Annotated in this window: 21 protein-coding genes and 1 rRNA gene; 9 read left to right on the top strand and 13 right to left on the bottom strand. The window is 71.1% G+C overall.

From position 1 onward, the window contains the following. Positions 1-92 precede the first annotated feature (92 nt). Both DSC45_RS09880 and DSC45_RS09885 read left to right on the top strand, forming a co-directional pair. A complete protein-coding gene (locus tag DSC45_RS09880; RefSeq protein WP_119289145.1) occupies positions 93-1,919 on the top strand; it encodes a glycoside hydrolase family 15 protein in 1,827 nt (608 codons plus the stop codon). 255 nt (positions 1,920-2,174) lie between these two features. Further along, positions 2,175-3,881, top strand: a complete 1,707-nt coding sequence (locus DSC45_RS09885) for a PucR family transcriptional regulator (RefSeq protein WP_119289148.1) — start codon at positions 2,175-2,177, stop codon at positions 3,879-3,881. A gap of 168 nt (positions 3,882-4,049) precedes the next feature. Here DSC45_RS09885 and DSC45_RS09890 read toward each other — a convergent pair whose 3' ends face one another. Continuing rightward, positions 4,050-5,231, bottom strand: a complete 1,182-nt coding sequence (locus DSC45_RS09890) for a glycosyltransferase family 4 protein (protein WP_119289150.1) — start codon at positions 5,229-5,231, stop codon at positions 4,050-4,052. A gap of 417 nt (positions 5,232-5,648) precedes the next feature. Beyond that, complete coding sequence (gene recN, locus DSC45_RS09895) at positions 5,649-7,376, bottom strand: DNA repair protein RecN (RefSeq protein WP_119289254.1); 1,728 nt, start codon at positions 7,374-7,376, stop codon at positions 5,649-5,651. 202 nt (positions 7,377-7,578) lie between these two features. Between recN and DSC45_RS09900 the strand changes: the two genes are divergently transcribed. After that, positions 7,579-8,928, top strand: coding sequence for an FtsX-like permease family protein (locus DSC45_RS09900; RefSeq protein ID WP_119289152.1), 1,350 nt, complete (start codon positions 7,579-7,581; stop codon positions 8,926-8,928). A gap of 34 nt (positions 8,929-8,962) precedes the next feature. Here DSC45_RS09900 and DSC45_RS09905 read toward each other — a convergent pair whose 3' ends face one another. Genes DSC45_RS09905 through DSC45_RS09915 form a run of 3 tightly spaced genes read right to left on the bottom strand, consistent with a single transcriptional unit; the run spans position 8,963 to position 11,056 of the window. Then, positions 8,963-9,874, bottom strand: coding sequence for an NAD kinase (locus DSC45_RS09905; RefSeq protein WP_119289154.1), 912 nt, complete (start codon positions 9,872-9,874; stop codon positions 8,963-8,965). Continuing rightward, positions 9,871-10,686, bottom strand: a complete 816-nt coding sequence (locus tag DSC45_RS09910) for a TlyA family RNA methyltransferase (RefSeq protein WP_119289156.1) — start codon at positions 10,684-10,686, stop codon at positions 9,871-9,873. Before DSC45_RS09910 ends, DSC45_RS09905 begins: the two co-directional genes overlap by 4 nt. 7 nt (positions 10,687-10,693) lie before the next feature. Continuing rightward, on the bottom strand, positions 10,694-11,056 hold the full coding sequence (locus DSC45_RS09915) for a hypothetical protein (protein ID WP_119289256.1): 363 nt from the start codon (positions 11,054-11,056) through the stop codon (positions 10,694-10,696). A 207-nt stretch (positions 11,057-11,263) separates the two neighbouring features. Between DSC45_RS09915 and DSC45_RS09920 the strand changes: the two genes are divergently transcribed. Then, positions 11,264-11,611, top strand: a complete 348-nt coding sequence (locus DSC45_RS09920; RefSeq protein WP_119289158.1) for a sterol-binding protein — start codon at positions 11,264-11,266, stop codon at positions 11,609-11,611. On the opposite strand, the gene DSC45_RS09925 is transcribed toward DSC45_RS09920, so the two are convergent. From DSC45_RS09925 to DSC45_RS09935, 3 genes are read right to left on the bottom strand one after another with little or no spacing between them, the layout of a single operon-like run. Next, a complete protein-coding gene (locus DSC45_RS09925; protein WP_240434557.1) occupies positions 11,595-12,473 on the bottom strand; it encodes an ABC transporter ATP-binding protein in 879 nt (292 codons plus the stop codon). The two genes, DSC45_RS09920 and DSC45_RS09925, sit on opposite strands and share 17 nt — an antisense overlap. Positions 12,474-12,523: 50 nt before the next feature. Then, a complete protein-coding gene (locus tag DSC45_RS09930; protein WP_119289161.1) occupies positions 12,524-13,552 on the bottom strand; it encodes a FecCD family ABC transporter permease in 1,029 nt (342 codons plus the stop codon). Next, positions 13,549-14,592 carry a FecCD family ABC transporter permease gene (locus tag DSC45_RS09935; RefSeq protein ID WP_119289258.1) on the bottom strand — a complete coding sequence of 348 codons (1,044 nt, stop codon included), beginning with the start codon at positions 14,590-14,592 and terminating at the stop codon, positions 13,549-13,551. The genes DSC45_RS09930 and DSC45_RS09935 overlap by 4 nt, the downstream gene beginning before the upstream one ends. 123 nt (positions 14,593-14,715) lie before the next feature. Here DSC45_RS09935 and DSC45_RS09940 point away from each other — a divergent pair, with 123 nt between their 5' ends. From DSC45_RS09940 to DSC45_RS09950, 3 genes are all read left to right on the top strand, one after another. Next, entirely contained in the window at positions 14,716-15,723 is a 1,008-nt protein-coding gene (locus DSC45_RS09940) for an ABC transporter substrate-binding protein (protein ID WP_240434558.1), read from the top strand. Next, the gene (locus DSC45_RS09945) at positions 15,723-16,793 is read left to right on the top strand and encodes an ABC transporter substrate-binding protein (protein WP_119289165.1); all 1,071 of its coding nucleotides are present in this window, start codon (positions 15,723-15,725) and stop codon (positions 16,791-16,793) included. Before DSC45_RS09940 ends, DSC45_RS09945 begins: the two co-directional genes overlap by 1 nt. Positions 16,794-16,876: 83 nt before the next feature. Beyond that, positions 16,877-17,704, top strand: coding sequence for a siderophore-interacting protein (locus DSC45_RS09950; RefSeq protein ID WP_119289167.1), 828 nt, complete (start codon positions 16,877-16,879; stop codon positions 17,702-17,704). Positions 17,705-17,755: 51 nt separating this feature from the next. On the opposite strand, the gene DSC45_RS09955 is transcribed toward DSC45_RS09950, so the two are convergent. Next, a complete protein-coding gene (locus DSC45_RS09955; protein ID WP_119289168.1) occupies positions 17,756-18,319 on the bottom strand; it encodes a CGNR zinc finger domain-containing protein in 564 nt (187 codons plus the stop codon). Between the two features lie 104 nt (positions 18,320-18,423). On the opposite strand from DSC45_RS09955, the gene DSC45_RS09960 reads away from it, so the two are divergent. Further along, positions 18,424-19,596 carry an epoxide hydrolase family protein gene (locus DSC45_RS09960; RefSeq protein ID WP_119289170.1) on the top strand — a complete coding sequence of 391 codons (1,173 nt, stop codon included), beginning with the start codon at positions 18,424-18,426 and terminating at the stop codon, positions 19,594-19,596. Between the two features lie 48 nt (positions 19,597-19,644). Here DSC45_RS09960 and DSC45_RS09965 read toward each other — a convergent pair whose 3' ends face one another. Then, the gene (locus tag DSC45_RS09965; protein WP_119289172.1) at positions 19,645-20,670 is read right to left on the bottom strand and encodes an HAD hydrolase-like protein; all 1,026 of its coding nucleotides are present in this window, start codon (positions 20,668-20,670) and stop codon (positions 19,645-19,647) included. A gap of 71 nt (positions 20,671-20,741) precedes the next feature. Between DSC45_RS09965 and DSC45_RS09970 the strand changes: the two genes are divergently transcribed. Continuing rightward, complete coding sequence (locus DSC45_RS09970; protein WP_119289174.1) at positions 20,742-22,004, top strand: DUF1015 family protein; 1,263 nt, start codon at positions 20,742-20,744, stop codon at positions 22,002-22,004. A 72-nt stretch (positions 22,005-22,076) separates the two neighbouring features. Here the strand turns inward: DSC45_RS09970 and DSC45_RS36070 are convergent, their stop codons facing one another. The 3 genes from DSC45_RS36070 to rrf form a co-directional block, all read right to left on the bottom strand. Continuing rightward, positions 22,077-22,847: a tetratricopeptide repeat protein gene (locus DSC45_RS36070; protein ID WP_240434559.1), complete on the bottom strand. Its 771-nt coding sequence runs from the start codon at positions 22,845-22,847 to the stop codon at positions 22,077-22,079. After that, positions 22,769-23,770, bottom strand: coding sequence for a hypothetical protein (locus tag DSC45_RS36075; protein ID WP_205571290.1), 1,002 nt, complete (start codon positions 23,768-23,770; stop codon positions 22,769-22,771). Before DSC45_RS36075 ends, DSC45_RS36070 begins: the two co-directional genes overlap by 79 nt. 337 nt (positions 23,771-24,107) lie before the next feature. After that, a 5S ribosomal RNA gene (gene rrf, locus DSC45_RS09980) occupies positions 24,108-24,224 on the bottom strand. Positions 24,225-24,333 lie beyond the last annotated feature (109 nt).

The following is a 24,333-nucleotide window of genomic DNA, read 5'->3' on the forward strand; positions in this document are numbered from 1 at the left end:
CAGGCCGGCAAACGGCACCAACCCCGCCCGATCCCGGTACTTCCGCTCGTCAACGACCCTTGACCGCAACGCAAGCGCCCCACGGGGCGGACATGGCCGTTCGACTGGAGATGCACGTGGCCGGGCGCATCGAGGACTACGCACTCATCGGAGACATGCAGACCGCGGCGCTGGTCTGCAGAGACGGCACAGTGGACTGGCTGTGCCTTCCCCGCTTCGACTCACCCGCGGTCTTCGCAGGACTCCTCGGAACCGAGGAACATGGATTCTGGCGGCTGGGACCCGCCCACGGTACGGAGGCCGGACCGCCCGCGGCCGACCGACGCACCTACCGGGGCGATTCCCTCGTACTGGAATCGGAGTGGGACACCCCGCGGGGAACGGTCCGGGTGACCGATTTCATGCCTCCGCGCGACGGCGCACCCCAACTGGTGCGGATCGTGGAGGGAGTCACCGGGCGCGTGCAGATGCGCTCCGCGCTGCGCATGCGCTTCAGCTACGGCCGTGTGGTGCCGTGGGTACACAAGGTCGACGGGCGCACGGTCGCCGTCGCCGGACCCGACTCGGTATGGCTGGACACGTCCGCGGAGACGTACGGCAAGAACCTCACCACCTACGCGGACTTCACGGTCTCGCCCGGTGAGCGCATCGCCTTCACCATCAGCTGGGAGGCCTCGCACCGGCAGCCGCCCGCGGTGCCGGAGCCGGAAGCCGCCCTGGAGGCGACCGAGGACTTCTGGCGCGACTGGGTGGAGCACTGCACGTACCACGGCCCCTATCGCGAGGCCGTCGTACGCTCCCTGATCACCCTCAAGGCCCTGACCTACGCGCCGACGGGCGGGATCGTGGCCGCGCCCACGACCTCGCTGCCCGAGGAGATCGGCGGCGTACGGAACTGGGACTACCGCTTCACCTGGCTACGGGACGCTGCGATCACGCTGTCCTCCCTGCTGCGTACCGGATACCGCGAGGAGGCCCGCGCCTGGCGCGAGTGGCTGCTGCGGGCGGTCGCCGGCGACCCCGACAACCTGCAGATCATGTACGGCATCGCGGGCGAGCGCGAGCTCGGCGAGAGCGAGCTGGACTGGCTTCCGGGGTACGAGAGTTCACAGCCGGTGCGGGTGGGCAACGGCGCCGCGCACCAGCTGCAGCTCGACGTGTACGGCGAGGTCACCGAAGCGCTGCACCTGGCCCATATGACGGGCCTCTCGCGCAACGACTACGCCTCCCTGCTGCAGCTCAAGCTGATCCGCTACCTGGAGACGCACTGGGACCAACCGGACGAGGGGATCTGGGAAGTCCGGGGCCCCCGACGGCACTTCGTGCACTCCAAGGTGATGGCCTGGGTCGCCGTGGACCGCACCATCAAGCTCATCGAGTCCGGTGACGCGGACGGTCCGATCGACAAGTGGCGCGACCTGCGCGACGACATCCACCGGGACGTCTGCGAGAAGGGCTACGACCCGGAGCGCAACACGTTCACGCAGTCCTACGGCTCGCGCGAGCTGGACGCCTCCTTGCTGCTGATTCCGCAGATGGGTTTCCTGCCGCCGGACGATAAGCGGGTGGTGGGCACCATCGAGGCCATCCAGCGGGAGCTGTCGACCGAGGACGGCTTCGTGATGCGGTACCCGACGACAGGTGACGACGCCGGGGTGGACGGTCTGGCCGGTGACGAAGGGGCGTTCCTGGCCTGCTCGTTCTGGCTCGCCGACGATCTGGCGATGATCGGACGGGTCGACGAGGCACGCGAGCTCTTCGAGCGGCTGCTCGCGCTGCGTAACGACCTCGGACTGCTCGCCGAGGAGTGGGACCCGCGGCTGCAGCGGCAGGTGGGCAACTTCCCGCAGGCCTTCAGCCATGTGCCGCTGATCGACACGGCGCTGCGGCTGACCGCGTCGGGGGCGTACGGGGGCTGAGACGCCGCGGCCCGGCGCGGATGTCGAGCCGGCTGTGACGAGAGCGACTGTCGTGGTGTTGCTGCCACGGCGGTCGCTCTCCGCGTTTCCTGGGTCCCGGCCACCCATGACGCCCGTGTGACGCATGCCACACACGGCACTGCGTCGCGCAATCCCCTTGTCGATACGACGAGTTGTCGGTGCCGGCGCACCGTGCCGCCCGGCTGTGGCCAATGCGTGATGTTCCTCGCAGGTCGGCGCCGATAACGTCCGCACATGGACACGCACCACCCTCGCGCTCCGCACGGCGGGATCACCGTGCAGCGGGCCCTGGAGTTGCCCGGGCTGCGCAGTGGTCTGCCCGAGGTCGTCGCCGGCGCGGACCGGTTGCAGCGCACGGTCCGCTGGGTGCACGCGGGCGAGGCGCCGAACATGGCGTCCCTGCTCAAGGGCGGCGAACTGCTGCTGACCACAGGGCTCGGGCTCGGCTCGCGCCCGGCCGAGCAGCGGGTGTTCGTCCGCAGGCTCGCCGAGCGTGGAATCGCCGCTCTGGTGGTGGAGTTGGGCCCGCGGTTCACCCGGCTTCCGGTGGCGATCGTGGAGACCGCGCGGGCGGCCGGCCTCCCGTTGGTCCAGCTGCACCGCGAGGTGCCGTTCGTGACGGTCACCGAGGAGGTCCACACCGAGATCGTCAACGGTCACTACGCGCTGCTCAAGGAGGCCGAGGAGGTGCACCAGCGGTGCACCCACGCACTGCTCGGTGGCGGCGGAGTGCCCAAGGTCCTGACGATCCTCGCCGGGTTCTGCGGCAATCCCGTCTTCCTGGAGACTCCGGACGGACGCCTCCTGTACGCGGCCGGGCCGGACGGGAGCGCCGCCGGCGCAGCCGGTCCCACGGCGACGGGGCCCGGCGGGGCGAAGGCTTCCGGGGTCGATCCGCTGCAGGCGTGGGAAGGCCTGCGCGGCCGGGCGAGGGAGGAGAAGCCGTCGTCGGGAGCTGTCCTGGTCGACGTGCCGGGAGGCGGTCCCGGCGGCCCCGGGACGCACTCGGCCCGCGCCCGCATCGTGCTGCTCGCAGTGTCGGCCGGGCTGCTGCCGGTGCACCGGATGGCCGCGGAACGCGCGGCCGGCAGTCTCGCCGTCGTCCTGATGCAGGCCCGGCAGGAGGAGGAGCTGGCCGCACGCGGACGCGGCGACTTCCTCAACGATCTCGCCGAGGGTCTGGTGTCGGCCGAGGACGCACCGGCGCAGGCCAGAGTGCTCGGTTTCCGGCCGGGAGACGGGCCGCTGCTGCCGGTGGTGATGCGGCTCCCGGACGGGACCGCGGGGCTCGCACCGAGCGGTGCGCTCGCGCTCCTCGCGCGCGTGGTGGCCGAGGAACTCGCCTCCGTGGGGCTGCCGTTCCTGCTCGGCGTACGCCCCGTGGAGGGCCGGGTCCCAGTCATGCTCGGACTGCGGGCGGAGGGCGACCGTGCGGACGTCGCCGAGCGGGTCGCGGCGGCGCTGCGCGCGGGCGTGGAGCGGTCGGGGCTGCAGCGGGCCGGGGTGCGGCCGCCGGTCGTGGTCGTCGGCGTCGCCGGCGGCTGGGCCCCGGTGTCCACGAGTCTGCGGCACTGCGCGGAGACCGCCGCGGCCGCGCAGGGGCTGCCGCACCGGCCGTGGCACGACGCGCGCCGTCTGGACACCGATCTGCTGCTGTGGCGGCTGCGGGACCACCCGGATCTGGCGGCCTTCGTGGAACGCGCGCTGGGGCCGCTGCAGGCGCACGATCTGCGGGCGAAACCGCCGTTGCTGCCGACCCTGGAGACGTACCTCGCACATGCGGGGCGCAAGGCCGAGACGGCGCGGGAGCTGCACCTCAACCGGCAGACGCTCTACAACCGTCTGGCCCGCATCGCGGAACTGCTCGGCACGGACCTGGACGATCCGCAGACCGTGCTGGCCCTGAGTCTGGCCCTGCGGGCCCGGCGGCATGTGGCGTGACAGCCGACGCCCTGCCCTGGGGTGCTCTCGGAACTGTGGCCGCGGTGGCGCCTTGCCTGGCAGCTTGGCGCCTTGCCTGCCGGCTTGCGGAGGGCGGCCCGATGAGTGACGGGGAGTGGCCTCTACGCGCGCGTGGAGGCCGTTCATGGTGACGGCCGGTGCCGCCTGTCACAGGGGCGACGGCCGGGCCAGCTCGTCATAGACGCTGAGCACTTGGGTGACCGTGTCGTCCTCGCTGGGCCAAGTCGCGGCCTGTGCGAGGCCCTTGGCGCGCAGTGAGGCACGGCGTTCGGGGTCGGCGAGCAGCCGGGTCACCGCGCGGGCCAGGGCCGCGGCGTCCCCGTACGGCACCAGGTCGGCCGCTTCGCCGACCAGTTCGGGCACTCCGCCGACGGCTGTGGCGACCAGGGGCACCCCGGCGTGGAGGGCTTCCTGGGCCAGCAGCGAACGCGACTCCCAGCGACTCGGCAGGACCGCGACGTCGGCGGCGGCGAGGAGTTCGGCCACGTCGTCCCGACGGCCGGCGAGGCGCACGGGCAGCGACTCGGCGTCGATACGGCCCTGGAGCGCGGCTCGCTCAGGTCCCTCACCGGCGATCACGAGGAGGGGTACGGGGTCGAGCGAGTTCCACGCGCGCGTGGCGTCGAGGAGCGTGCCGTAACCACGCTCGGGGTGGAGCGATCCGACGGCCATCAGCAACGGCCGCTCGACGGCGCCCAGTTCGGCACGGGCCTTGGGGCCGGTCCCGGTGCCGCCGTCGTCGTCCCGTGGCTCTTGGTCACGTTCCGACTCGGGCGCGCGGCGCGGTGGCGGAAAGGCGATCGGCGCGAGGCGTGCATCGCGGGCGCCCCGGCTGCGGGCCCGGTCCACCAGGGCCGACGAGGTACCGAAGACGACCGACGCGGAGCGGGCCACCCGGCGCTCGACGAGCCCTTGCAGCCGCGCACGGGCGCCCTCCGCGTGCCTGTGGTTGTGCCAGGTGACCACCAGGGGCGGACTGCGGTGCCCGGGCGGGCGGCGCAGGGCGGTCAGCGCGAGGGTCGTGCGCGCGCCGGCGTCGAGGCCGTGGGCGTGCACGAGATCCGCGTCGGCGGTCTCCGTACGCAGGGCCGCGACCGACACGGGATCGCTGCGGCGCGGTACCGCCACGAATCGCGCTCCCGCGCCGGTGAAGTCGTAGGTCTGCTCGAGCCCGGCCGGCGCACACACCGTGACCTGGACTCCGCGGGCGACCAGACCGGAAGCCAGGGAACGCACATGGGCGCTGCTGCCCGCACTGCCTCCGCCCAGGACCTGGACCGCCCGCAGTGGAAGCCGTCCCTGCGGTGTGGGGGTGCTGAGGTGGGTCACGCGGGCCGAACTCCTGGGTGTGCGGGGGCGGATGAGGGGTGGTGCGGACGGAACGCCGCGCGCCGCCCAGGATGCCAGCCGTCGAGGGCGGTCCGATGCCGCTCGTACGGCCGGGCCCTGCCGTGTGGTGCGGGCGAGCTCCCGATTCACCCACACGAGTGGGCAATGTGCCGTTTCCTGACGCCCCGTCGGACGCGGGCGCCCACCACAGTAGTGGCCGGAACGCCGAATCCGGCCACGTCGGAGTGGTGCCGTGCGCGAGGCCCACCCGTGGCCGAGGGGATCAGCGCCTGCGGCAGGCTGCGCGCGCCGGTGTACCGAGGGGCATATCTGAGCGGGGCCGGTCTCAAGAAGCCGGGGGCTCACGGCCCCGCGCCGCGCGCGGCACAGTCCCGGCGAGGTGCCGGGACCGGCCGGTCAGCCGTCCGCGCGTGCGGCCTCCAGGAGTTCCTCCGCGTGCGCACGCGCCGTCTCGGAGTCCTCCTGGCCGGCCAGCATCCGAGAGAGCTCGCGGACACGCTCCTCACCCTCGAGCGCCTTGACCCCGGACCTGGTGACCGATCCGTCGTTCGTCTTCTCGACCAGCAACTGCCGGTCGGCGAACGCCGCCACCTGCGGCAGGTGCGTCACCACGACCACCTGGGCCGACCTCGCGAGCCGCGCGAGACGACGGCCGACCTCGACCGCCGCCTTGCCGCCGACCCCCGCGTCCACCTCGTCGAAGAGGTAGGTCGGTACGGGGTCCGAGCCGGCGAAGACCACCTCGACGGCGAGCATGACCCGGGAGAGTTCGCCCCCCGACGCGCCCTTGGCGATGGGCCGGGGCGGTGCGCCCGGGTGCGGCGCGAGGAGCAGTTCGACGTCGTCGACGCCGGTGGCCGTGTAGGCGACCCGGCGAGCGGCCACCTCGACACCGTCGGCGTCCTCGGACACCTCGGTCTGCCGGATGTCGATGCTCACGCGCGCGTGGGGCATGGCGAGGGAGGCCAGTTCCGCGGTGACCGCTGCGGCGAATCTTTCGGCCGCCTCCGTACGCGCCTCGGTCAACGCCTGTGCCAGTTCGCCCAGTTCACCGCTGAGTGCGTCGCGTTCGCCGGTGAGTTCGCCGATACGCTCGTCGTCGCCCTCCAGTTCGCCCAGGCGGGCCGCGCTCTGCTCCGCCCAGTCGAGGACCGACGTCACGTCCTCGCCGTACTTGCGGGTCAGTTGAGTCAGTGCCGCGCGGCGTTCCTCGACGGCCGCCAGGCGCAGGGGGTCGGAGTCCAGATCGTCCGCGTACCCGGCGAGATCGCCCGCCACGTCGGCGAGCAGGATCCCGATCTCGCCGACCCGGTCGGCCAGTCCGGAGAGGGCGGGGTCGTACGAGCGCACGGTGTCCAGGGCCCGGTGGGCGGCGGCCGCGAGTGCTCCGGCGTCGACGCCCTCGGGATCCTCCGGATTGCCCGCCAGGGCGGCGTGCGCGGTGCTGGCCGCGGAGGCCAGCGCCTCCGCGTGGCCGAGGCGTTCGGCCTCGGCGGCCAGTTCGGTGTCCTCGCCGGCCCGCGGTTCGACGGCCGAGATCTCGTCGAGGCCGAAGCGGAGCAGGTCCGCCTCCTGTGCCCGTTCCCGCGCACGCGTGGTGATCTCGTCGAGTTCGGCGGATACGGCGCGCAGTCTGCGGTAGGCAGCGGCGTACTTGGCGAGCGGGACCGCGACCGCGTCGCCGGCGTAGCGGTCGAGGGCCTGGCGCTGCCTGGCAGGCTTGAGCAGTCCTTGCTGGTCGGTCTGGCCGTGCACGGCCACCAGTTCCTCGGCGAGTTCGCCGAGCAGGCTGATCGGTACGGAGCGGCCGCCCAGGTGTGCCCGTGAACGCCCTTCGGCCGAGATCGTACGGCTGATCAGGAGTGCGCCGTCGTCGAGTTCGGCACCGGCCTCCTCCGCTCTCACGGCCGCACCGGAACCCTCGGGCACCGTGACGCGGCCCTCCACCACCGCCGCCTTGGCGCCGATCCGCACCAAGGCGGGATCGGCGCGCCCGCCGAGCAGCAACCCGAGGCTGGTGACCACCATCGTCTTGCCCGCGCCGGTCTCGCCGGTCACGGCGGTGAAGCCGGGTGACAGCTCGACCACTGCGTCGTCGATGACTCCGAGCGACCGTATCCGCATCTCCTCCAACACGGACACGACCTTACGAGGTCGGGCCGCTGCTCTGCGACGGCCCCTGCATTCCCTTCACGAAACCGCAGGTGATCCGGGGAACGAAAGCGGTGCCTTCACCCGCGAGTGGGCGGCCCTGGGGAAAACCACAGCAGGACCGTGCGGCTGTCCTCATAGCGGGCACAGGGGTGCCCGACGCATTCTGTGGATCATGACCTCCAAGCTGGCACGAGCGACGTTCCGTGCCCATCGTCCCGCCTTCGCCGGCACGGCCGTGGCCGCCTTCTTCGCGGCCACCGTGGTCAGCACGGCCACCACTCTCCTGGTGGCCACGAGTGCGGACGGCCTCTCGGCCACCGCCCGGCGCACCCTCGCGGAGCATGGAGTCGGCAGCACCGCCGCGGTCTTGCTGATCGGGTCCGTCTACATGTCGATATTCGTGGTGGCGTCCACGATGAGCACCGCCGTCGCCCAGCAGCAGCGTGAGCTCGCGCTGGCCCGCGCCGTCGGCGCCCGGGCCGGGCAGATCCGGCGCACCGTGACGCGACAGGCCGTGGGGACGGCCGTGCCGGCGGCGTTGGCAGGGTGTGCGTCGGGTGGGGTGGTCGGGCGGTGGTGGTTCGACGCGATGGTGGCGCACGGGCTCGTGCCGCAGGAGGTGCGGTTCTCGTTCAGCTGGTCGGCACTGCCGGTGTGCCTGGCGGTGGCGGTCGTGACGTCGTGCCTCGCGGCCTTCGTGGCGTCGCTGCGCTTCTCGCTCCTGCGGCCGGCCCGAGCGCTCGACGAAGCGGCATCCGGACGCCGGGGGCTGGGGTGGACGCGTACGGTCCTGGGACTGATCGCGACCGCGGGCGCCGTCCTCCTCGCGCTGCTGCTCTCGCGGCAGCCTGCCGACGAGGCGGGCGAGGGCGCTTTCCTGGTTCTCATCCTGTTCTGCGTGGGTGCAGGACTGCTGGGGCCGCGGCTGATGGGGCCTGCGGCCTGGGTGGTATCCGCGTTCGTCGGTCGGTTCGGCGGCAGCGCCCGTCTTGCGATGCTCAACATCCGTTCGCAGCCGAGGCGTTTCTCCGCCGCGGTGGTCCCGCTGGTCCTCGTCGTGGGCTTCGGTCTGACGAAGATCGGCATGCACACCACCGCCCAGCACTGGACGGGTTCGGCCGGTTCGCGCGGCGAGGTCTGGATGGATTACGCGGGCACGTCGCTCTACGCGGGCTTCGCGGCGATCGCCGCGGCCAACACCCTGGCGATGATCTCCTTCGAGCGTCGCCGTGACGTCGCCCTGCTGCGCGTGGTCGGCACCCTGCGGGGTCAGGTGCGGGCCATGGCCGTCTGGGAGGCCGTGGTCGTCGCCGGGACCGCGCTGCTCGTGGGGGGAGCGATATCTCTCGTCACGATGGCGCCGATCCTGGACACGGCCTTCGGTTCACCCGTACCGCACATACCGTGGCAGGTCGTCGCGGCCGTCTGCGCCGGCACGCTCCTGCTGGCCGGGCTGGCGACCGGGCTGCCGGTGCACAGTGTGCTGCGCCGGCGCGCGATCCAGGTGGTCCAGGCCGCGTAGGAGACACGCTCGCGGCGGGGCTCCCGTTACCCGATCACTGCGGCGCCCCGCGCCAACCGGCCACCGGCAGGGCGAACTTGGCGACCAGACGGTCGGTGAACGACGCGTGGTGCAGCCGCGCGAGACGTACCGGGACGGCGCCGCGGCGCACCTCCACCCGCGCTCCCGCAGGGAGGTCGACGGCCCGCCGGCCGTCGCACCACAGCACCCCGTGCGGTGTGTGCGGCTGCACCTCGACGGCGAGCACGGAGGTCGGCGACGTCACCAGCGGCTTGGCGAAGAGCGCGTGGGCGCTGATCGGCACCATCAGGAGCGCCTCCACCTCGGGCCACACCACGGGGCCACCGGCCGAGAAGGCGTACGCGGTGGATCCGGTCGGGGTCGCACAGACGATGCCGTCACAGCCGAACCCGGACACCGGACGGCCGTCGATCTCCAGGACGACCTCGAGCATGCGCTCGGGGGACACCTTCTGGACGGCCGCCTCGTTCAGCGCCCAGTCGGCATGGACGACCGTGCCGTTGTCGTGTACCAGGACATCGAGGGTCATCCGCTCCTCGACCTCGTAGGCGCGGGTCACCACTCGGTCGACGACCTTGTCCAGATCGTCCCGCTCCGCCTCGGCGAGGAAGCCGACACGGCCGAGGTTGACGCCCAGCATCGGCACTCCGGACGCACGGGCGAACTCGGCGCCGCGCAGCAGCGTGCCGTCACCGCCGAGCACGATGAGGAGCTCGCAGCCGTCCAGGACGTCCGAGGTGGCCTCGGTCACCAGCTCGACGGCCGGCGGCAGCGGAAGATCGCAGGCCTCCGCCTCGAGTACGCGCACGCCGAGACCGCTGCGCAGCAGGCCCTGCACGACGAGTTCGGCACTGCGGATGGCGGCCGGCCGTCCGGTGTGTGCGAGCAGAAAGACGGTGCGTGCCACCTCGCGGTCGGTCGTCAACGGGGTCCCTCCGCCACTGCGCGGTCGACGTCGGCCGGGTCCAGTTCGGGTGCCCCGGCGGTGAGCCACAGAAAATACTCGACATTGCCCGACGGTCCCGGCAGCGGGCTCGCGGTCACCCCGCGCACGCCGAGGCCGAGGCCCCAGGCACGCGCCGCCACGGTACGGACGGCCTCGGCGCGCAGGTCGGTACTGCGGACCACGCCGCCGCTGCCGAGCCGCTCCTTGCCCACCTCGAACTGTGGTTTGACCATCAGGACGAGATCGGCGTCGGCGGCGGCGCAGCGCGCCAGGGCCGGCAGGACGAGCCCGAGCGGAATGAAGGAAAGGTCACCGACGACCAGGTCGACCGGTTCGCCGTCGATGGTGTCGAGAGTGAGCTCGCGGACGTTGGTCCGGTCCTTCACGATCACCCGGTCGTCGCTCTGCAGCGACCAGGCGAGCTGTCCGTAGCCGACATCGACGGCGACGACCTGCGCGGCGCCGGCCCTCAGCAGGACGTCGGTGAATCCGCCGGTGGACGCTCCCGCGTCGAGCACACGCCGCCCTTCGACGCCCAGCCCCTGGGGACCGAAAACGGCGAGGGCGCCGGCGAGCTTGTGACCGCCGCGCGACACATAGCCCGGGTCACTGTCGTCCGCGGTGACCACCACCGCGGCACCGGCCTCGACCTGGGTGGCGGACTTGGTCGCGGTGTTGCCGCCGACGGTGACCCGTCCTGCGGCGATCAACTGGGCGGCATGCTCGCGCGAGCGGGCGAGGCTGCGGTGGACCAGTTCTGCGTCGAGGCGGCGGCGTGCCACGCGTCCCACGTTCGGTTCAGCTCCTGTTGTCGTGCATCGGCGTCCCGGACGGCGACGGGCGGTACGGGGACGCACCCGGTCCCGGGCTGGGACTCTGCGCGGGGGCGGGCGGTCCCTGCCGTGCGTCGAGCGCGGTCAGGGCGTCGCGCAGCCCTCGGTGCACATCCTCGTACACCTCGATGTGCCCGTCGGTGGCGAGGTGGTCGGCATCGCCGAGCCGGCCGAGACCGGCGTCCACGTCGGCGTTCCCGGTGGGCTCTCGGGGCACGCCCAGGGGACGGGGGGCTGCGGGTTCGTATCGGGTGGGGGCATTCGGCGCACCGGATTCCTGCTCGGCCGATACCTGCTCACCGGATTCCGGCGCAACGACGTCCAGCACACCCGCTCCGGCGGTTTCCGCCGGTTCGGAGCGGGGATCCGCGCTCTGCTCGTCCGCCGCTTCCTCCGGCGCGGGCCCCGAGCCCGCCGTTTCCGCGGCCTCCGCCCCGTCGTCCTCGTAGGCCGCGGGGCCGGTACCGCCGTCACCCGGGATCGTGTCGCTCATGCCGAAACGCTACCGCGAAGCGCTGGGGTACCGTCGGTCCCGATGGCGACCATCGAGCAGTGCCGAGCCGCCCTTGACCGGCTCTCGGACCATCTCAAGCAGGCGGGCGAAGACGTACGCGGCGCGACGGCCCTCGACCGCTCACTGAGCTGCCACATCACCGATCTTGACGTCACGTTCACCGGACGGCTCGCCGACAGCCGTATCACCGTGGACGACACCACCGAGGGCCCGCCCGCCGAGCGGGCCCAGATCCGCCTCGCCATGGCGGGCGACGACCTGGTGGCCCTGGTCGACGGCGAACTCGGATTCGCCCGCGCCTGGGGCTCGGGCCGGGTGAGGCTCGAGGCCGGGTTCCGCGATCTGCTGCGCCTCAGGTCCCTGCTGTGACCTTGGGACCTGCGATCTGATCGCTGCGGCTGTCGGCCTTCCTCGCACGGCGGCCCGCGCGCCGGGCCGCGGGCACCACGAGCGGCGTCCCGGACTCCGGGTCGTCGATGACACGGCAGGGCATCCCGAAGACCTCCTGGACCAGTTCCGCGGTCACGATGTCGGACGGGGCCCCTTCCGCGACGACCTCGCCGTCGCGGAGCGCGATGAGGTGGGTGGCGTACCGCGACGCGTGATTGAGGTCGTGCAGCACGGCGACCAGCGTCCTGCCCTGCTCCTCGTGGAGGTCCGCACAGAGGTCGAGTACGTCGATCTGGTGCTGGATGTCGAGGAATGTGGTCGGCTCGTCCAGCAGCAGCAGCGGCGTCTGCTGGGCGAGTGCCATCGCGATCCAGACGCGCTGGCGCTGGCCGCCGGACAGTTCGTCGACATAGCGCTCTGCCAGTTCGGCGACTCCGGTCGAGGTCATCGACTCCTGCACGATGCGCTCGTCCTGCCGCGACCACTGCCTGAGCAGCCCCTGGTGGGGGTAGCGCCCGCGGGCGACGAGGTCGCCGACGGTGATGCCGTCCGGCGCGATCGAGGACTGTGGCAGCAGCCCGAGCGTCCGGGCCACCTTCTTGGCCGGCATCGAGTGGATGACCTCGCCGTCGAGCAGGACGCGCCCCTCGGTCGGCTTGAGCATCCGCGAAAGGGCCCGCAGGAGAGTGGACTTGCCGCACGCGTTCGGTCCCACGACGACCGTGAACGAGTTGTCGGGTATGTCGACCGTCAGACCCTGAGCGATGACGCTGCGGTCGTAGGCGAGGGTGACGTCCTGCGCGGTCAGCCGGTTCACAGTAGTACTCCTTTTGTCGTTCACATCCCGTTGCGAGCGGCGCCCGTCCCCATCCCGTCGCGTCCCGGGCCCGTTCAAATCCGCCCCGCCCTGCGCTCGGTGACGAGCAGCCACAGCAGATACGCACCGCCGAGCATCCCGGTCAGCACGCCGACGGGCAGCCGGTCCGCCCCGAACACCCACTGCGAGGCGAGATCGGCCGAGACCAGCAGGGCCGCTCCCATGAGCATCGCGGGCAGCAGATTCGGCCCTGTCGCGCGCGTGAGCCGCCGCGCCAACTGCGGTGCGGTGAGCGCGACGAAGGCGACGGGGCCGGCCGCTGCCGTGGCCGAGGCGGCCAGCAGGACGGCCGTCGCCATCGCGACGAGGCGCACGCGTTGGGCCCTGATACCGAGGGCGAACGCCACGTCGTCGCCCATCTCCAGCATCCGCAGGGGTCGCGTACAAGCCAGTGCCAGCGGTACGAGCACCGCGCACAGTCCGAGCAGTGGCCACACCTGGTCCCAGTCCCGGCCGACGAGCGAGCCGGTCATCCAGACCACCGCCCGGGCGGCGTCCACGATCTCAGCCTTGGTGAGCAGATAGGCGTTGGCCGCGGTGAGCATCGCGGCGATGCCGATCCCGACGAGGACGAGCCGGAAGCCGTGCACACCGCGACGCCAGGCCAGCGCATAGATCACGGTCCCGGTCAGCAGCCCGCCGGCCAGCGAACCGAGGGCGACCGCGTTCGCCGAGCCCTGGAACAGCACGATCACCGCGAGTGCGCCGGCCGTGGAGCCCTGCCCGAAGCCGATGATGTCGGGACTGCCGAGCGGATTGCGCGTGATCGACTGGAAGACGGCTCCGGACAGGCCGAGTGCCGCACCGGCCAGCAGGCCGACCAGTACCCGCGGCAGGCGCAGATCCTTCACGATGAACTCGTGCGCGGCCTCCCCCCTGCCGAGCAGCGTTCGCACCACGTCGGCGGCCGGTATGCGGAAGTCCCCCGTCCCGATCAGCAGGACGGCCACGGTGAGCGCTGCCGCGCCGAGCAGCACGCCCACGACGCAGGCACGCGGGTCCAGCCGCACGGAGAGGCCGCCGGCGGTACGCAGGGCCTTCACAGCTGGGCCTGCCTTCTGCGCCGTACGAGGTGGATGAAGACGGGCCCGCCGAGCAGGGCGGTGACGATACCCACCTGCAGCTCGGCGGGGCGTGTGACCAGGCGCCCGATCACATCGGACCCGAGCAGCAGCACCGGCGCGAGCAGGGCGGAGTACGGCAGGATCCAGCGCTGGTCGGGCCCGGTGAGCGCGCGCACCGCGTGCGGCACCATCAGGCCGACGAACACGATCGGGCCGCACGCCGCGGTGGCCGACCCGCACAGCAAGGTGGCCGCGGCCATGGCGAGAACGCGGGTGTGCTGCAGCCGTGCGCCGAGGGCCCGCGCGGTGTCGTCCCCGAGCGCGAGGGCGTTCAGCGGCCGGCCGAGCGCGAGGGCCAGCACAAGGCCGGTGGCAAGGAACGGCAGCACCTGCCAGACGGTGGTCATGGAAGCGGAGGCGAGCGAACCCACCGACCAGAACCGCATCTTGTCGAGCGCCGCCGTGTCCATCAGCTGGACCGCGTGGATGTATCCGTACAGCGCCGCCGAGGCCGCCGTTCCAGCCAGGGCGAGGCGTACGGGTGTGGCGCTGCGCGTACCGCCCAGCACGTAGACGAGCACGGACACGGCCGCTGCACCCAGGAACGCGAACCACACGTACCCGGTCAGCGAGGTGACACCGAGGAAACTGATGGCGGAGACGACCGCGGCAGCGGCACCGAGGTTGATGCCGAGCAGGCCGGGGTCGGCGAGCGGGTTGCGGGTGAGCGCCTGCAGGACCGCTCCGCACAGTCCGAGTGCGGCACCGACCAGCAGTCCGAGCACGGTCCGGGGCAACCGCAACTGGCGTACGACGACGTCCTCGTCGGTGCCGGTGGGGTGGATCAAGCCGTGCCACACGGCGTCGAGCGACATGCTCTTGGCGCCGAGCGCGATGCTCGCGAGGGCGACGACGAGCAGCAGGCACCCCGCCAACGGCAGCCCGGCGGCACGCAGCGACCGGCGTCGTACCGAGGCTTCGGGGGCGTCCGCTTGCTCCTGCGGAGGACTGTCGACCAGCACGAAGTTAGGTTAGCCTACCCTCTCATGATTCCTCGACAGGGTGAGGGCGCCGACCGACCGCCGCCGGTCCCTGGTACCGGCAGCACCCGATCTGCCCCGATCTGCGTCTCCACCCCACGCTTGACTCGTCGCACCCTGTTCACCGCCGCCGGAGCGACCGGCGCGAGCGCGCTACTCGCCGCCTGCGGCACCTCCGGCGACACAGCACCGACAGGTGGCAGCAACTCCTGGTCGTTCAAGGACGATCGCGGCAAAACGGTGCGCAACGACGGCACCCCGAAGAACGTCGTCGCCTACATCGGAGCCGCCGCCGCCCTCCACGACCTGGGCGTCGAATGCAAGGGCGTCTTCGGTCCGACGACGCTCAAGAACGGCAAACCGGACATCCAGGCGGGCGACTTGGATGTCGACAAGGTGACGGTCATCGGCAACGCCTGGGGCGAGTTCAATGTCGAGAAATACGCATCTCTCCAACCCGACCTCCTGGTCACCACGATGAACGAGTCGCCCACGCTCTGGTACATCCCCGAGGAGTCGGCGAAGAAGGTCGAGTCGGTGGCCCCCAGCATCGGCATCCTCACCGCCAGGGGCTCACTCACCCGCGTCATCGACCGGTTCGCCGAACTCGCCGAATCCCTGGGCGCCGACCTGGAGTCGAAGCGCGTACAGGACGCCGAAGCTCGCTTCCGGAAGGCCTCCGCGTCGCTGCGCCGGGCCGCCCGCGAAGCCGCGTCCAGGGGCTCCGGACTGCGGGTGATGGCCGTGTCGGCACAGGAGGACCTGCTGCATGTCGGCGTCCCCGACGACTTCACCGACCTCCGCTACTACCAGGACCTCGACGTCCGCTTCATCAAGCCGGACAACCCCGCCACCATCGGCTTCTTCGCCGAACTGAGCTGGGAGAACGCCGACAAGTACCAGGCGGACCTGATCCTCGTCGACCGGCGTACCGGCAACCTGCAGCCCGACGAGCTGAAGGCACGCAAGCCCACCTGGGCCAAGCTCCCTGCCGTACGCGCCGGGCAGACAGTCCCCTGGCAGAACGAGGCGCGGTTCAGCCACGCCGGCTACAGCCCCCTCGTCGAAAGCCTCACCGAAGCACTGCAGCAAGCGAAGAAGGTCACGTGATGCGCCACAGCACCAAGCCCTCGACCCCACTCGAGGCCGCCGGTTCCCCGAGTCGGGCCACGTCACGCCGCGGCCCGACCCGCCGCGGACTACTGACGGCGGGCGGCGCGTTGGGCCTCGGAGCGCTGCTCACGGCCTGCGGCGACGACAAGGCCTCCGGCGGCTCCGCGAAGTCCGGCTCATGGTCCTTCAAGGACGACCGGAAACGCACGGTCAGGACGGACGGGACACCGAAGAACATCGTCGCGTTCGTCAGCACCGCAGCCGCCCTGCACGACTACGGCATCGAATGCACCGGCATCTTCGGACCCAGCCAGCCGATCGGCGGCAAGCCGAACCCCCAGGCAGGCAGTCTCGATGTCGACAAACTGACCAGCCTCGGCGAGACGTTCGGCCAGTTCAACCTCGAGAAGTACGCGTCCCTGAAGCCGGACGTGCTCATCAGCAACATGTTCCCGCCGCCCGACCTGTGGTCCGTACCCAAGGACTCCGTCAAGAAGATCGAGGCGATAGCTCCGACCATCGGCATCGCCGGCGCCCATGTCTCGCTGCGGGAGCCACTCAAGCGGTACGAGGAACTCGCCGCATCGCTGGGCGCCGACCTCGGCAGTCGCCGTGTCACCGAAGCCAAGTCACGCTTCCGGCGCGCGGAGGAGACCCTGCGCAAGGCCGCGCGGGCCAACCGCGGCCTCAAGGTCCTCGCCATGACAGGCGAAGCGGACCAGATGTACGTGGCGGTACCGGACTCGTACTGCGACCTGCACTACTTCAAGGACCTCGGCATCGACCTCGTGGTGGGCAAGAAGTCCGACGACTGGGGCTTCTGGGAGTTCCTCAGCTGGGAGAACGCCGACAAGTACCACGCCGACCTGATCATGATCGACAACCGCTCGCACGCACTGCCCCCCAACGAACTGGCCAAGAAGCCCACTTGGGCGCGGCTGCCCGCGGTCAAGGCCGGACAGACCGTCCCCTGGGCCATGGAGGAGCGCTACAGCTACGCCGGCTTCGCCCCCGTACTCGAGCAACTGGCCGCCGCCATCGAGAAGGCCGAACGCCTCACCCCCTGACACGCCCCACCCGTGCACCAACCGGACGGACGCCCAGCCGACAACGAGCCCACGCTCTGGTCCACGCCCCAGCAGGAGCCGCTATGACCGACGCACCGTTCCAGTTCTTCGACGTCCACGTCACCTGCGCCCGTCGCCTCACCCCCGCGATGCACCGGGTGGACCTCGGCGGGAGCGACATCGGGCGCATGGCGTCCGCGGGCCGCGACCAGCGGATCAAGCTGTTCCTGCCGCACCCGGGCCAGGACGCGCCCGTGATGCCGGAGTTGACCGACGACTGGTACGCCGCCTGGCGCGCCCTCGATCCCGCGGTCCGCGGGATCATGCGGACGTACACGATCCGCGACCTCAACGCGGCCACCCTCACCGTCGACTTCGCGCTGCACGGCACCGCCGCACCCGCGTCACGCTGGGCCACCCGAGCCCGGGCGGGCGATCGCATCGGCGTCTTCGCCCCGGTCGACGCGGAGAACGCGGCCTACGACTTCCGCCCGCCCGAGGACACCGAGTGGCTGCTCCTCGCGGGCGACGAATCGGCACTGCCCGCCATCGCCGCCATCCTCGAACACCTTCCCGCAGGGCTCCCCGTACGGGTCTGGATCGAACTCCGGGACGCCGCCGACCGCCAGCCCCTGCCGACCCGCGCCGACGCCACCGTCACCTGGCTCACCGACGAACGAGCGACGAGCGGCCCGCCACCGTCCGACCGCACCGCGCAGGCCGTCCGCACGGCGCTCCTTCCCACCGGGACGCCGTACGCATGGATCGCCGGTGAGTCCTCCTCGGTGAAGAGCCTGCGCCGCCATCTCGTCTCGGAGCGCGGCATGGACCGCACCCGCATCAAGTTCTCCGGCTACTGGCGGCGCGGAGCCTCCGAGGACCAGCTGCTGATCCAGGACGAGGCCGCGTGAGGCTCGGCCCGCCGGCACTCCCGATGGTGAGGAGCCACTGAACGTCCCAGGTCAGGAGGCTTTGCGCTGGTTGGCATTGAAGCGCGCCTTCTTCTGACGGTTCCCGCACGTGTTCATGTCACACCATTTGCGCGTACGGCTCTGACTGGCGTCGAAGAAGGCGGCCCGGCAGGTCGGCGATGCGCACAGGGCCAGCTTCCCGTCCCGTTCACCGGCGATGACGCTGATCGCGTCGGCGGCGATCACACCGAGGGCATCCTCCACGCAGGAAGGCGAGCCGAGCCGCCATCGCCGCTCCCCCTCGGGCGTCAGGATCGCCGCTGCCCGGCCCTGAGCACTGCGGTCGTTGATGACGTGGACGGCAGGCCCGGGCAGAGCGTCCTGGGTCGCGGCCGCCGTGGCGGCGGCGTGAATCGACTCCCGCAGTTCCCGGGCGAGTTCGAGCTGGTCGGTGGTGCAGGAGTCCACGGCGAGGCCGTACACCTCCAGCCAGTCGACGAGACGCTCCGGCGTGGGGATGCGCTCCACGGCATCGCCATGTCGCTCCGAAAGCGTCCCCGTGAAACTGGTCGCCAGCACGGCACCGAGGCGGAATTCAGGGAACGCAGCAGACATGGAACCAGCTTAGCCGGTTGCAGCGTGAGGGGACACACTGTTAGAACCGTCTTAGCCGGTTCACACCCCGCCGCAGCCGGCTCCGCGACGGCCAGGAGGTCCTCATGCCCCGCCCGACCAGCGACGTCCAAGCATTCACATCCCATGCACCCGACGCCGACCTCGACGACCTGCGCGCACGCCTGGCCGCTGCGCGACTGCCGGAGCCCGAGACGGTCCCTCGCTCGGCGCCCGGCCCGCACCGTTGGGATCAAGGCGTCCCGCTCGCCGACCTCGTCGACGTCGTGAACTACTGGCGCACCGGTTACAACTGGCGGTCGTTCGAGGAGCGGCTCGACCGCATCGGCCAGTTCCGTACGACCATCGACGATCTGGGAATCCACTTCCTGCACCGCCGGTCCCCGCGCCCGGGCGCCACTCCGCTCCTCCTGACGCACGGCTGGCCGGACAGCATCGTCCGGTTCATCGACGTGGTGGACGAGCTGGCAGACCCGAAAGACGCAGACGCACCGGCCTTCCACGTCGTCGTCCCGTCACTGCCTGGTTTCGGATACAGCGACAAACCGGCCACCGGCGGTTGGGGCATCGAGAAGATCGCGGCCGCGTGGGTGGAACTGATGGGACGGCTCGGCTACAACGAGTTCGCGGCCCACGGCGGCGACTGGGGAGGTGCGATCACCACGGTCATCGGCGGCCGGTTCCCGGCGCACGTTCTCGGCATCCACTCCACGTTCGCGCAGGCGCCGCCCGGTCTGACGACGGACGGGCTCACAGCGGTCGAGCGCGAGTGGGCCGATGACACCCACGCCTTCTGGAAACACCGCGCGGCGTACGCGAAGCAGCAAGCGACCCGACCGCAGACCATCGGCTACTCGCTCGTCGACTCGCCGACCGGGCTTCTCGCCTGGATCCTGGACAAGTTCGCCGAGTGGTCGGACACCGAGGACAGCCCGTTCGAGAAGATCTCCATGGACCGAGTTCTCGACGACGTCACCCTGTACTGGCTGACGAGGACCGGGGCATCGGCGGCCCGCATCTACTACGAGAGCCACAACGCGCTCGACCCCGAGCTCCGGGTCGACGTCCCGTCCGCCATCACGATGTACCCCCGCGACGTCGAAAAGAGTCCGCGACCCTGGGCACAGCAGCGGTACCGGCGGATCGTCCGATGGAGGTCGCCCGAATTCGGGGGCCATTTCCCGTCGCTGGAGGTCCCCGAGTATTTCGTCAAAGATCTGCAGGAGGGTCTCGCGGCCGTACTGGCCGCCGATCGGTGAACGCGGCCGGGCGCCGGCACTCGACCGCCGCCCCGCGCGTTCCGGACCTCACAGTCCCAGCCGAGCCAGCACCTTGCCCGCGTCGAGCCGGGACGCCCCGTCGCCCGCCTCGGTCCATGCCGCGGCGCACAGCGCGCGCAGTCCGTCGAGGGGCGCACCCTCGCCGGTGAGTTCCAGCGCCCCGGCAGCCCGCGCGGTCCAGCCGCCACAGCGGTGGCCGCCGTCCTCGGCCACGACTTCCGGCTGCCCGGTCAACAGACCGCGCAGATCGGCGTCCACGTACGTCGGACGGTGCTCGGGCGGAGCGGCGAGCAGGGCCGCGCCGTCCGTCACTCCCGTCAGGACCAGGAGCGAGTCCACCTCACCGTTGAACGCCCCCTCGATGTCCGTGTCGAGCCTGTCCCCCACGACCAGCGGCCGCCGTGCACCGGTCCGCAGAATCGTCTCGCGGTGCATCGGCGGCAACGGCTTGCCCGCCACCTGCGGATCGGCCCCGGTCGCGATCCGGACCACTTCCACCGCCGCGCCGTTGCCCGGCGCGATGCCCCGGCCGCTGGGGATCGTCAGGTCGGTGTTCGACGCGTACCAGGGCACACCCCGCGACACCGCGTAGCAGGCCTCGGCGAACCGGCCCCACGCCAACTCCGGCCCGCCGTAACCCTGTACGACCGCCGCCGGATCATCGTCCGCGGACTCCACCGGCTCGAGCCCACGCTCACGCAGCGCGAGCCGCAGCCCCTCGCCGCCGACGACCAGGATCCGCGAGCCTGCCGGCACCTGCTCCGAGATCAGCCGGGCCACGGCCTGCGCCGAGGTGATCACCTCGGCAGGCCCGGTCGGCACTCCGAGGTCCGTCAGATGTTCGGCCACCGCATCCGGCGGCCGCAGCGCGTTGTTGGTCACGTACGCCAGGTGCATGCCCTGTTCACGCGCTTCGAGCAGCGAAGGCACCGCATGCGCGACGGCCTCGCCTCCGGCGTACACCACCCCGTCGAGATCGAGCAGCGCGGTGTCGTAGGCCTCGTTCAGCCTCTGCTCGCTGGCGGCCGGGCTCGTCCTGACGGTGTCGCTCATCGCGTGTCGCTCCTAGTTGGCTGTCGCTGCCCAGATCATCTCGTACTCCCGCCCCCGCATACGATGCAGTCATGACCACACCAGGCGGCCTGAGACTGCACCCCTTCCGGGGCGTGCGCTACGTCCCCGAGCGGGTCGGCAGCCTCGCCGCGGTCACGTCACCGCCCTACGACGTGGTGGTCAGGCCCGACGGACTGCACCACCTCGAATCGGCCGACCCGTACAACATCGTCCGGTTGATCCTCCCGCAGACGGCCGGCACCGGCGACCGGCACCAGCAGGCCGCCGACACCCTGCACCGCTGGCTCGCCGACGGCATCCTCGCCCGCGACGACCGCGAAGCGCTCTACGTCTACGAGCAGAGCAACGACGAGATCCTGCAGCGCGGCATCATCGGCGCCCTGGAACTGTCCGACCGTGCCCAGCACATCGTCCTGCCCCACGAGGACGTGATGCAGGACGTCGTCGCCGACCGCGCCGAACTGATGCGCGCCACCGAGGCCAACCTGGAACCTCTACTGCTCAGCTACGCCGGCGACGGCAGCGCCGCCGGAGCCACCGCGGTCATCGAGCGCACGGTCGAACTCCCGCCCCTGCTCGCCACCACGACCGAGGACGGCTTCAGTCACCGCCTCTGGGCCGTCTCCGACCCGGCCGAACTCGCCACGATCACCGACGACTTGGAACAACGCCAGGCGCTGATCGCGGACGGCCACCACCGCTGGGCCACCTACCTGCGGCTGCGTGCGGAGCAAAGCGGCCCCTCACCCTGGGACCACGGCCTGGTACTGCTCGTCGACACGGCGCGCTACCCCCTGAGGGTCCGCGCGATCCACCGGCTCCTGCACCAGCTCCCGCCGGCCAAGGCGCTCGAGACCGTCTCCGCCCTCTTCCGGGTACGAGCCGTCGACGGTCCGCTGCCCGCCGCTCTGGACGCCCTCGCCGAAGCGGCCGGCGCATCCAACGCCTTCCTTCTGACCGGTGACGGCACCTACCACCTCCTGGACCAGCCGGCCCCCGACCTGCTGGCACGCACGATCCGCACGGACCTCCCCGAGGCCTGGGGCAACCTCGACGCGGCAGTGCTGCACGCCACGCTCCTGGACCATGTCTGGCAGGTCCCCGACTCCCCGGAACACATCGCGTACATCCACGACGCACAGTCGACCGTTGCGAAGGCGGAACGTGACGGCGGCACAGCGATCCTGATGCACCCGGTCAGCGAGGCAACGGTCCGCGATCTGGCCCGCCAGGGCGTGACCATGCCCCGTAAGTCCACGTCGTTCGGTCCGAAGCCCGCCACCGGGCTCGTCCTGCGCAACCTGGCCGACTGACACACGCTCTGCTCGGGATCAACGCATGAGGGGCGGGACCGGTCCACCGGTCCCGCCCCTCATCGTTCAGCCTCAGTCCTGGCTGGTCTCACGCCCGGATACGTCCTCGTCGCCGTCCGGCACGGCCTCCGACAAACCGGTCTTCTCCGGCTCACCCGACCCGACAGGCAGCTCGACACCGTGCTCCGCCGACTCCGACTCGGTCTCCTCGTCGAAGGCGTCCACGAACTCGACGCCGTCGAGCTCCGCGAGGCGATCGGAAGCGTCCGTCGCGCCGTCCCGGTCCGCCTCGATCGTCTTGGCGAACCATTCGCGTGCCTCGTCCTCACGTCCCGCCGCCTGCAACGCGTCGGCGTAGGCGTACCGCAGCCGCGCAGTCCACGGCTGCACCGAGTTCGCCGCCAGCTCAGGGCTCTGCAGCGTGACGATCGCGGCATCCAGCTGATCCATGTCGCGACGCGCACCGGCGGCCACCAGCCGCATCTCGACCTGACCCGCCTTGTCGAGGCGCTGGACCTCGGGCTCGCCGGCCATGTCGAGTGCCTTCTCCGGCCGGCCGAGTCCCCGCTCGCAGTCGGCCATCACCGGCCAGAGCTCCGCGGACCCCGTCATCCGACGGGCAGCCCTGAACTCCGCGAGCGCCTCGGAGTACTTCTGATTGGTGTACGCCGCGAATCCGGCGGCCTCTCGCACCGCAGCGACCCTGGACGCGAGCCGCAGCGCGATCCTCGCGTACGCGTAAGCCTGCTCGGGGTCCTCGTCGATCAGCTTGGCGACCATGACGAGGTTACGGGCGACATCCTCCGCAAGCCCCTTCGGCAGGCTCTGGAGCTCCTGCCGCACGTCCTTGTCGATCTCCTCACCGGTGACGTCGTCCGGGATCGGCAGACGCTTGATCGGCTCACGGTCCTGCCGGTCGTCGCGACGCGGCCCACGGTCGTCCCTGCCCCGGTAGCCACCGCGATCGTCGCCACCGCGCCGGTCATCACGACCTCGGTAGCCGCCACCGCCGGGCCTGCCCCGGTTGTCGTCCCGACGGGGCCCGCGGCCACGCTCGTCCCGTCCACCTCGGTCGTCACGCCCGCGGAACCCACCCCGACGGTCGTCGTCCCGCCGGTCATCCCGACGATCGCGATCGTCGCGGCGGAAGCCACCACGATCGCTGTCCCTACGATCCCGGTCATCCCTCCGGAAACCACCACGATCACCATCACGACGATCATCACGCCGACCCCGGTCATCACGCCGATCCCGGTCACCATCCCGCCGATCATCCCGACGGTCACGATCATCGCGGCGGAAGCCACCACGATCGCTGTCCCTACGATCCCGGTCATCCCTCCGGAAACCACCACGATCACCATCACGACGATCATCACGCCGACCCCGGTCATCACGCCGATCGCGGTCACCATCCCGCCGATCATCCCGACGGTCACGATCATCGCGGCGGAAGCCACCACGATCACTGCCACGCTGATCGTCGCGACGGTCTCGATCATCACGACGGAACGGCGGACGGTCGCCGCCGCCCCTGTAACCACGGTCCCGATCGTCGCGACCGCCCCGGTCGTCACGTCGGAAGCCACCGCGGTCAACGTCTCTGCGGTCCCGGTCGTCTCCCCGCGCCCCGCCCCGACGATCGTCGTCCCGACGGAAGCCACCACGGCGGTCGTCACCTCGGCGATCGTCACGCCGATCACGATCATCGCGGCGGAACGCCGGACGGTCGCCGTCACGCCGAGGTCCACGGTCACGGTCGTCACGACGGGGACGGTCGTCACGACGGGGACGGTCGTCACGACGATCGCGGTCGTCCCGACGCGGTCCGCCGGACCGATCGTCGCGACGATCAGCCGGCCGGTCTCCCCGTCCGCGCTCGTCATCCCTTCGCGGACGCCCGCGGTACCCGCCACGGTCACCGTCGCCCCGGGGACGCTCCTCGCGCCCGGGTCGATCGTCGGGAGAGTTGGTCGACATCGGTGACTCCTGTCTTCGGTACCGCAGTCATTCTCGCGCAATCGGCTACCCGCCGCGCTTCGGAAAATAAAAAAGGACCCTTGGTCCCAGCGTGAACGCTGGGGCCAAGGGTCCTCAAAGATTGTTCGGCGGCGTCCTACTCTCCCACAGGGTCCCCCCTGCAGTACCATCGGCGCTGTAAGGCTTAGCTTCCGGGTTCGGAATGTAACCGGGCGTTTCCCTCACGCTATGACCACCGAAACCCTATTAAGTCGCCCCGCAGAGCGGGACATGGAACAGGGCAGCGAACAAGCACTCTTTTCAATTGAGGAACTGTTCAGCCGACACAGCTGTTCGTTACTTCAGAACT

Origin of the sequence: Streptomyces sp. YIM 130001 (genome assembly GCF_003574445.1) — a bacterium.
In the GTDB taxonomy this organism is placed as follows: domain Bacteria; phylum Actinomycetota; class Actinomycetes; order Streptomycetales; family Streptomycetaceae; genus Streptomyces.

What these genes read in the sequence shown, in the direction of transcription:
- DSC45_RS09880 (WP_119289145.1), top strand. Translation starts at nt 93, where the DNA reads ATGGCCGTTCGACTGGAGATGCACGTGGCCGGGCGCATCGAGGACTAC.
- DSC45_RS09885 (WP_119289148.1), top strand. Translation starts at nt 2,175, where the DNA reads ATGGACACGCACCACCCTCGCGCTCCGCACGGCGGGATCACCGTGCAG.
- recN (WP_119289254.1), bottom strand. Translation starts at nt 7,376, where the DNA reads ATGCGGATACGGTCGCTCGGAGTCATCGACGACGCAGTGGTCGAGCTG.
- DSC45_RS09900 (WP_119289152.1), top strand. Translation starts at nt 7,579, where the DNA reads ATGACCTCCAAGCTGGCACGAGCGACGTTCCGTGCCCATCGTCCCGCC.
- DSC45_RS09920 (WP_119289158.1), top strand. Translation starts at nt 11,264, where the DNA reads ATGGCGACCATCGAGCAGTGCCGAGCCGCCCTTGACCGGCTCTCGGAC.
- DSC45_RS09945 (WP_119289165.1), top strand. Translation starts at nt 15,723, where the DNA reads ATGCGCCACAGCACCAAGCCCTCGACCCCACTCGAGGCCGCCGGTTCC.
- DSC45_RS09950 (WP_119289167.1), top strand. Translation starts at nt 16,877, where the DNA reads ATGACCGACGCACCGTTCCAGTTCTTCGACGTCCACGTCACCTGCGCC.
- DSC45_RS09955 (WP_119289168.1), bottom strand. Translation starts at nt 18,319, where the DNA reads ATGTCTGCTGCGTTCCCTGAATTCCGCCTCGGTGCCGTGCTGGCGACC.
- DSC45_RS09960 (WP_119289170.1), top strand. Translation starts at nt 18,424, where the DNA reads ATGCCCCGCCCGACCAGCGACGTCCAAGCATTCACATCCCATGCACCC.
- DSC45_RS09965 (WP_119289172.1), bottom strand. Translation starts at nt 20,670, where the DNA reads ATGAGCGACACCGTCAGGACGAGCCCGGCCGCCAGCGAGCAGAGGCTG.
- DSC45_RS09970 (WP_119289174.1), top strand. Translation starts at nt 20,742, where the DNA reads ATGACCACACCAGGCGGCCTGAGACTGCACCCCTTCCGGGGCGTGCGC.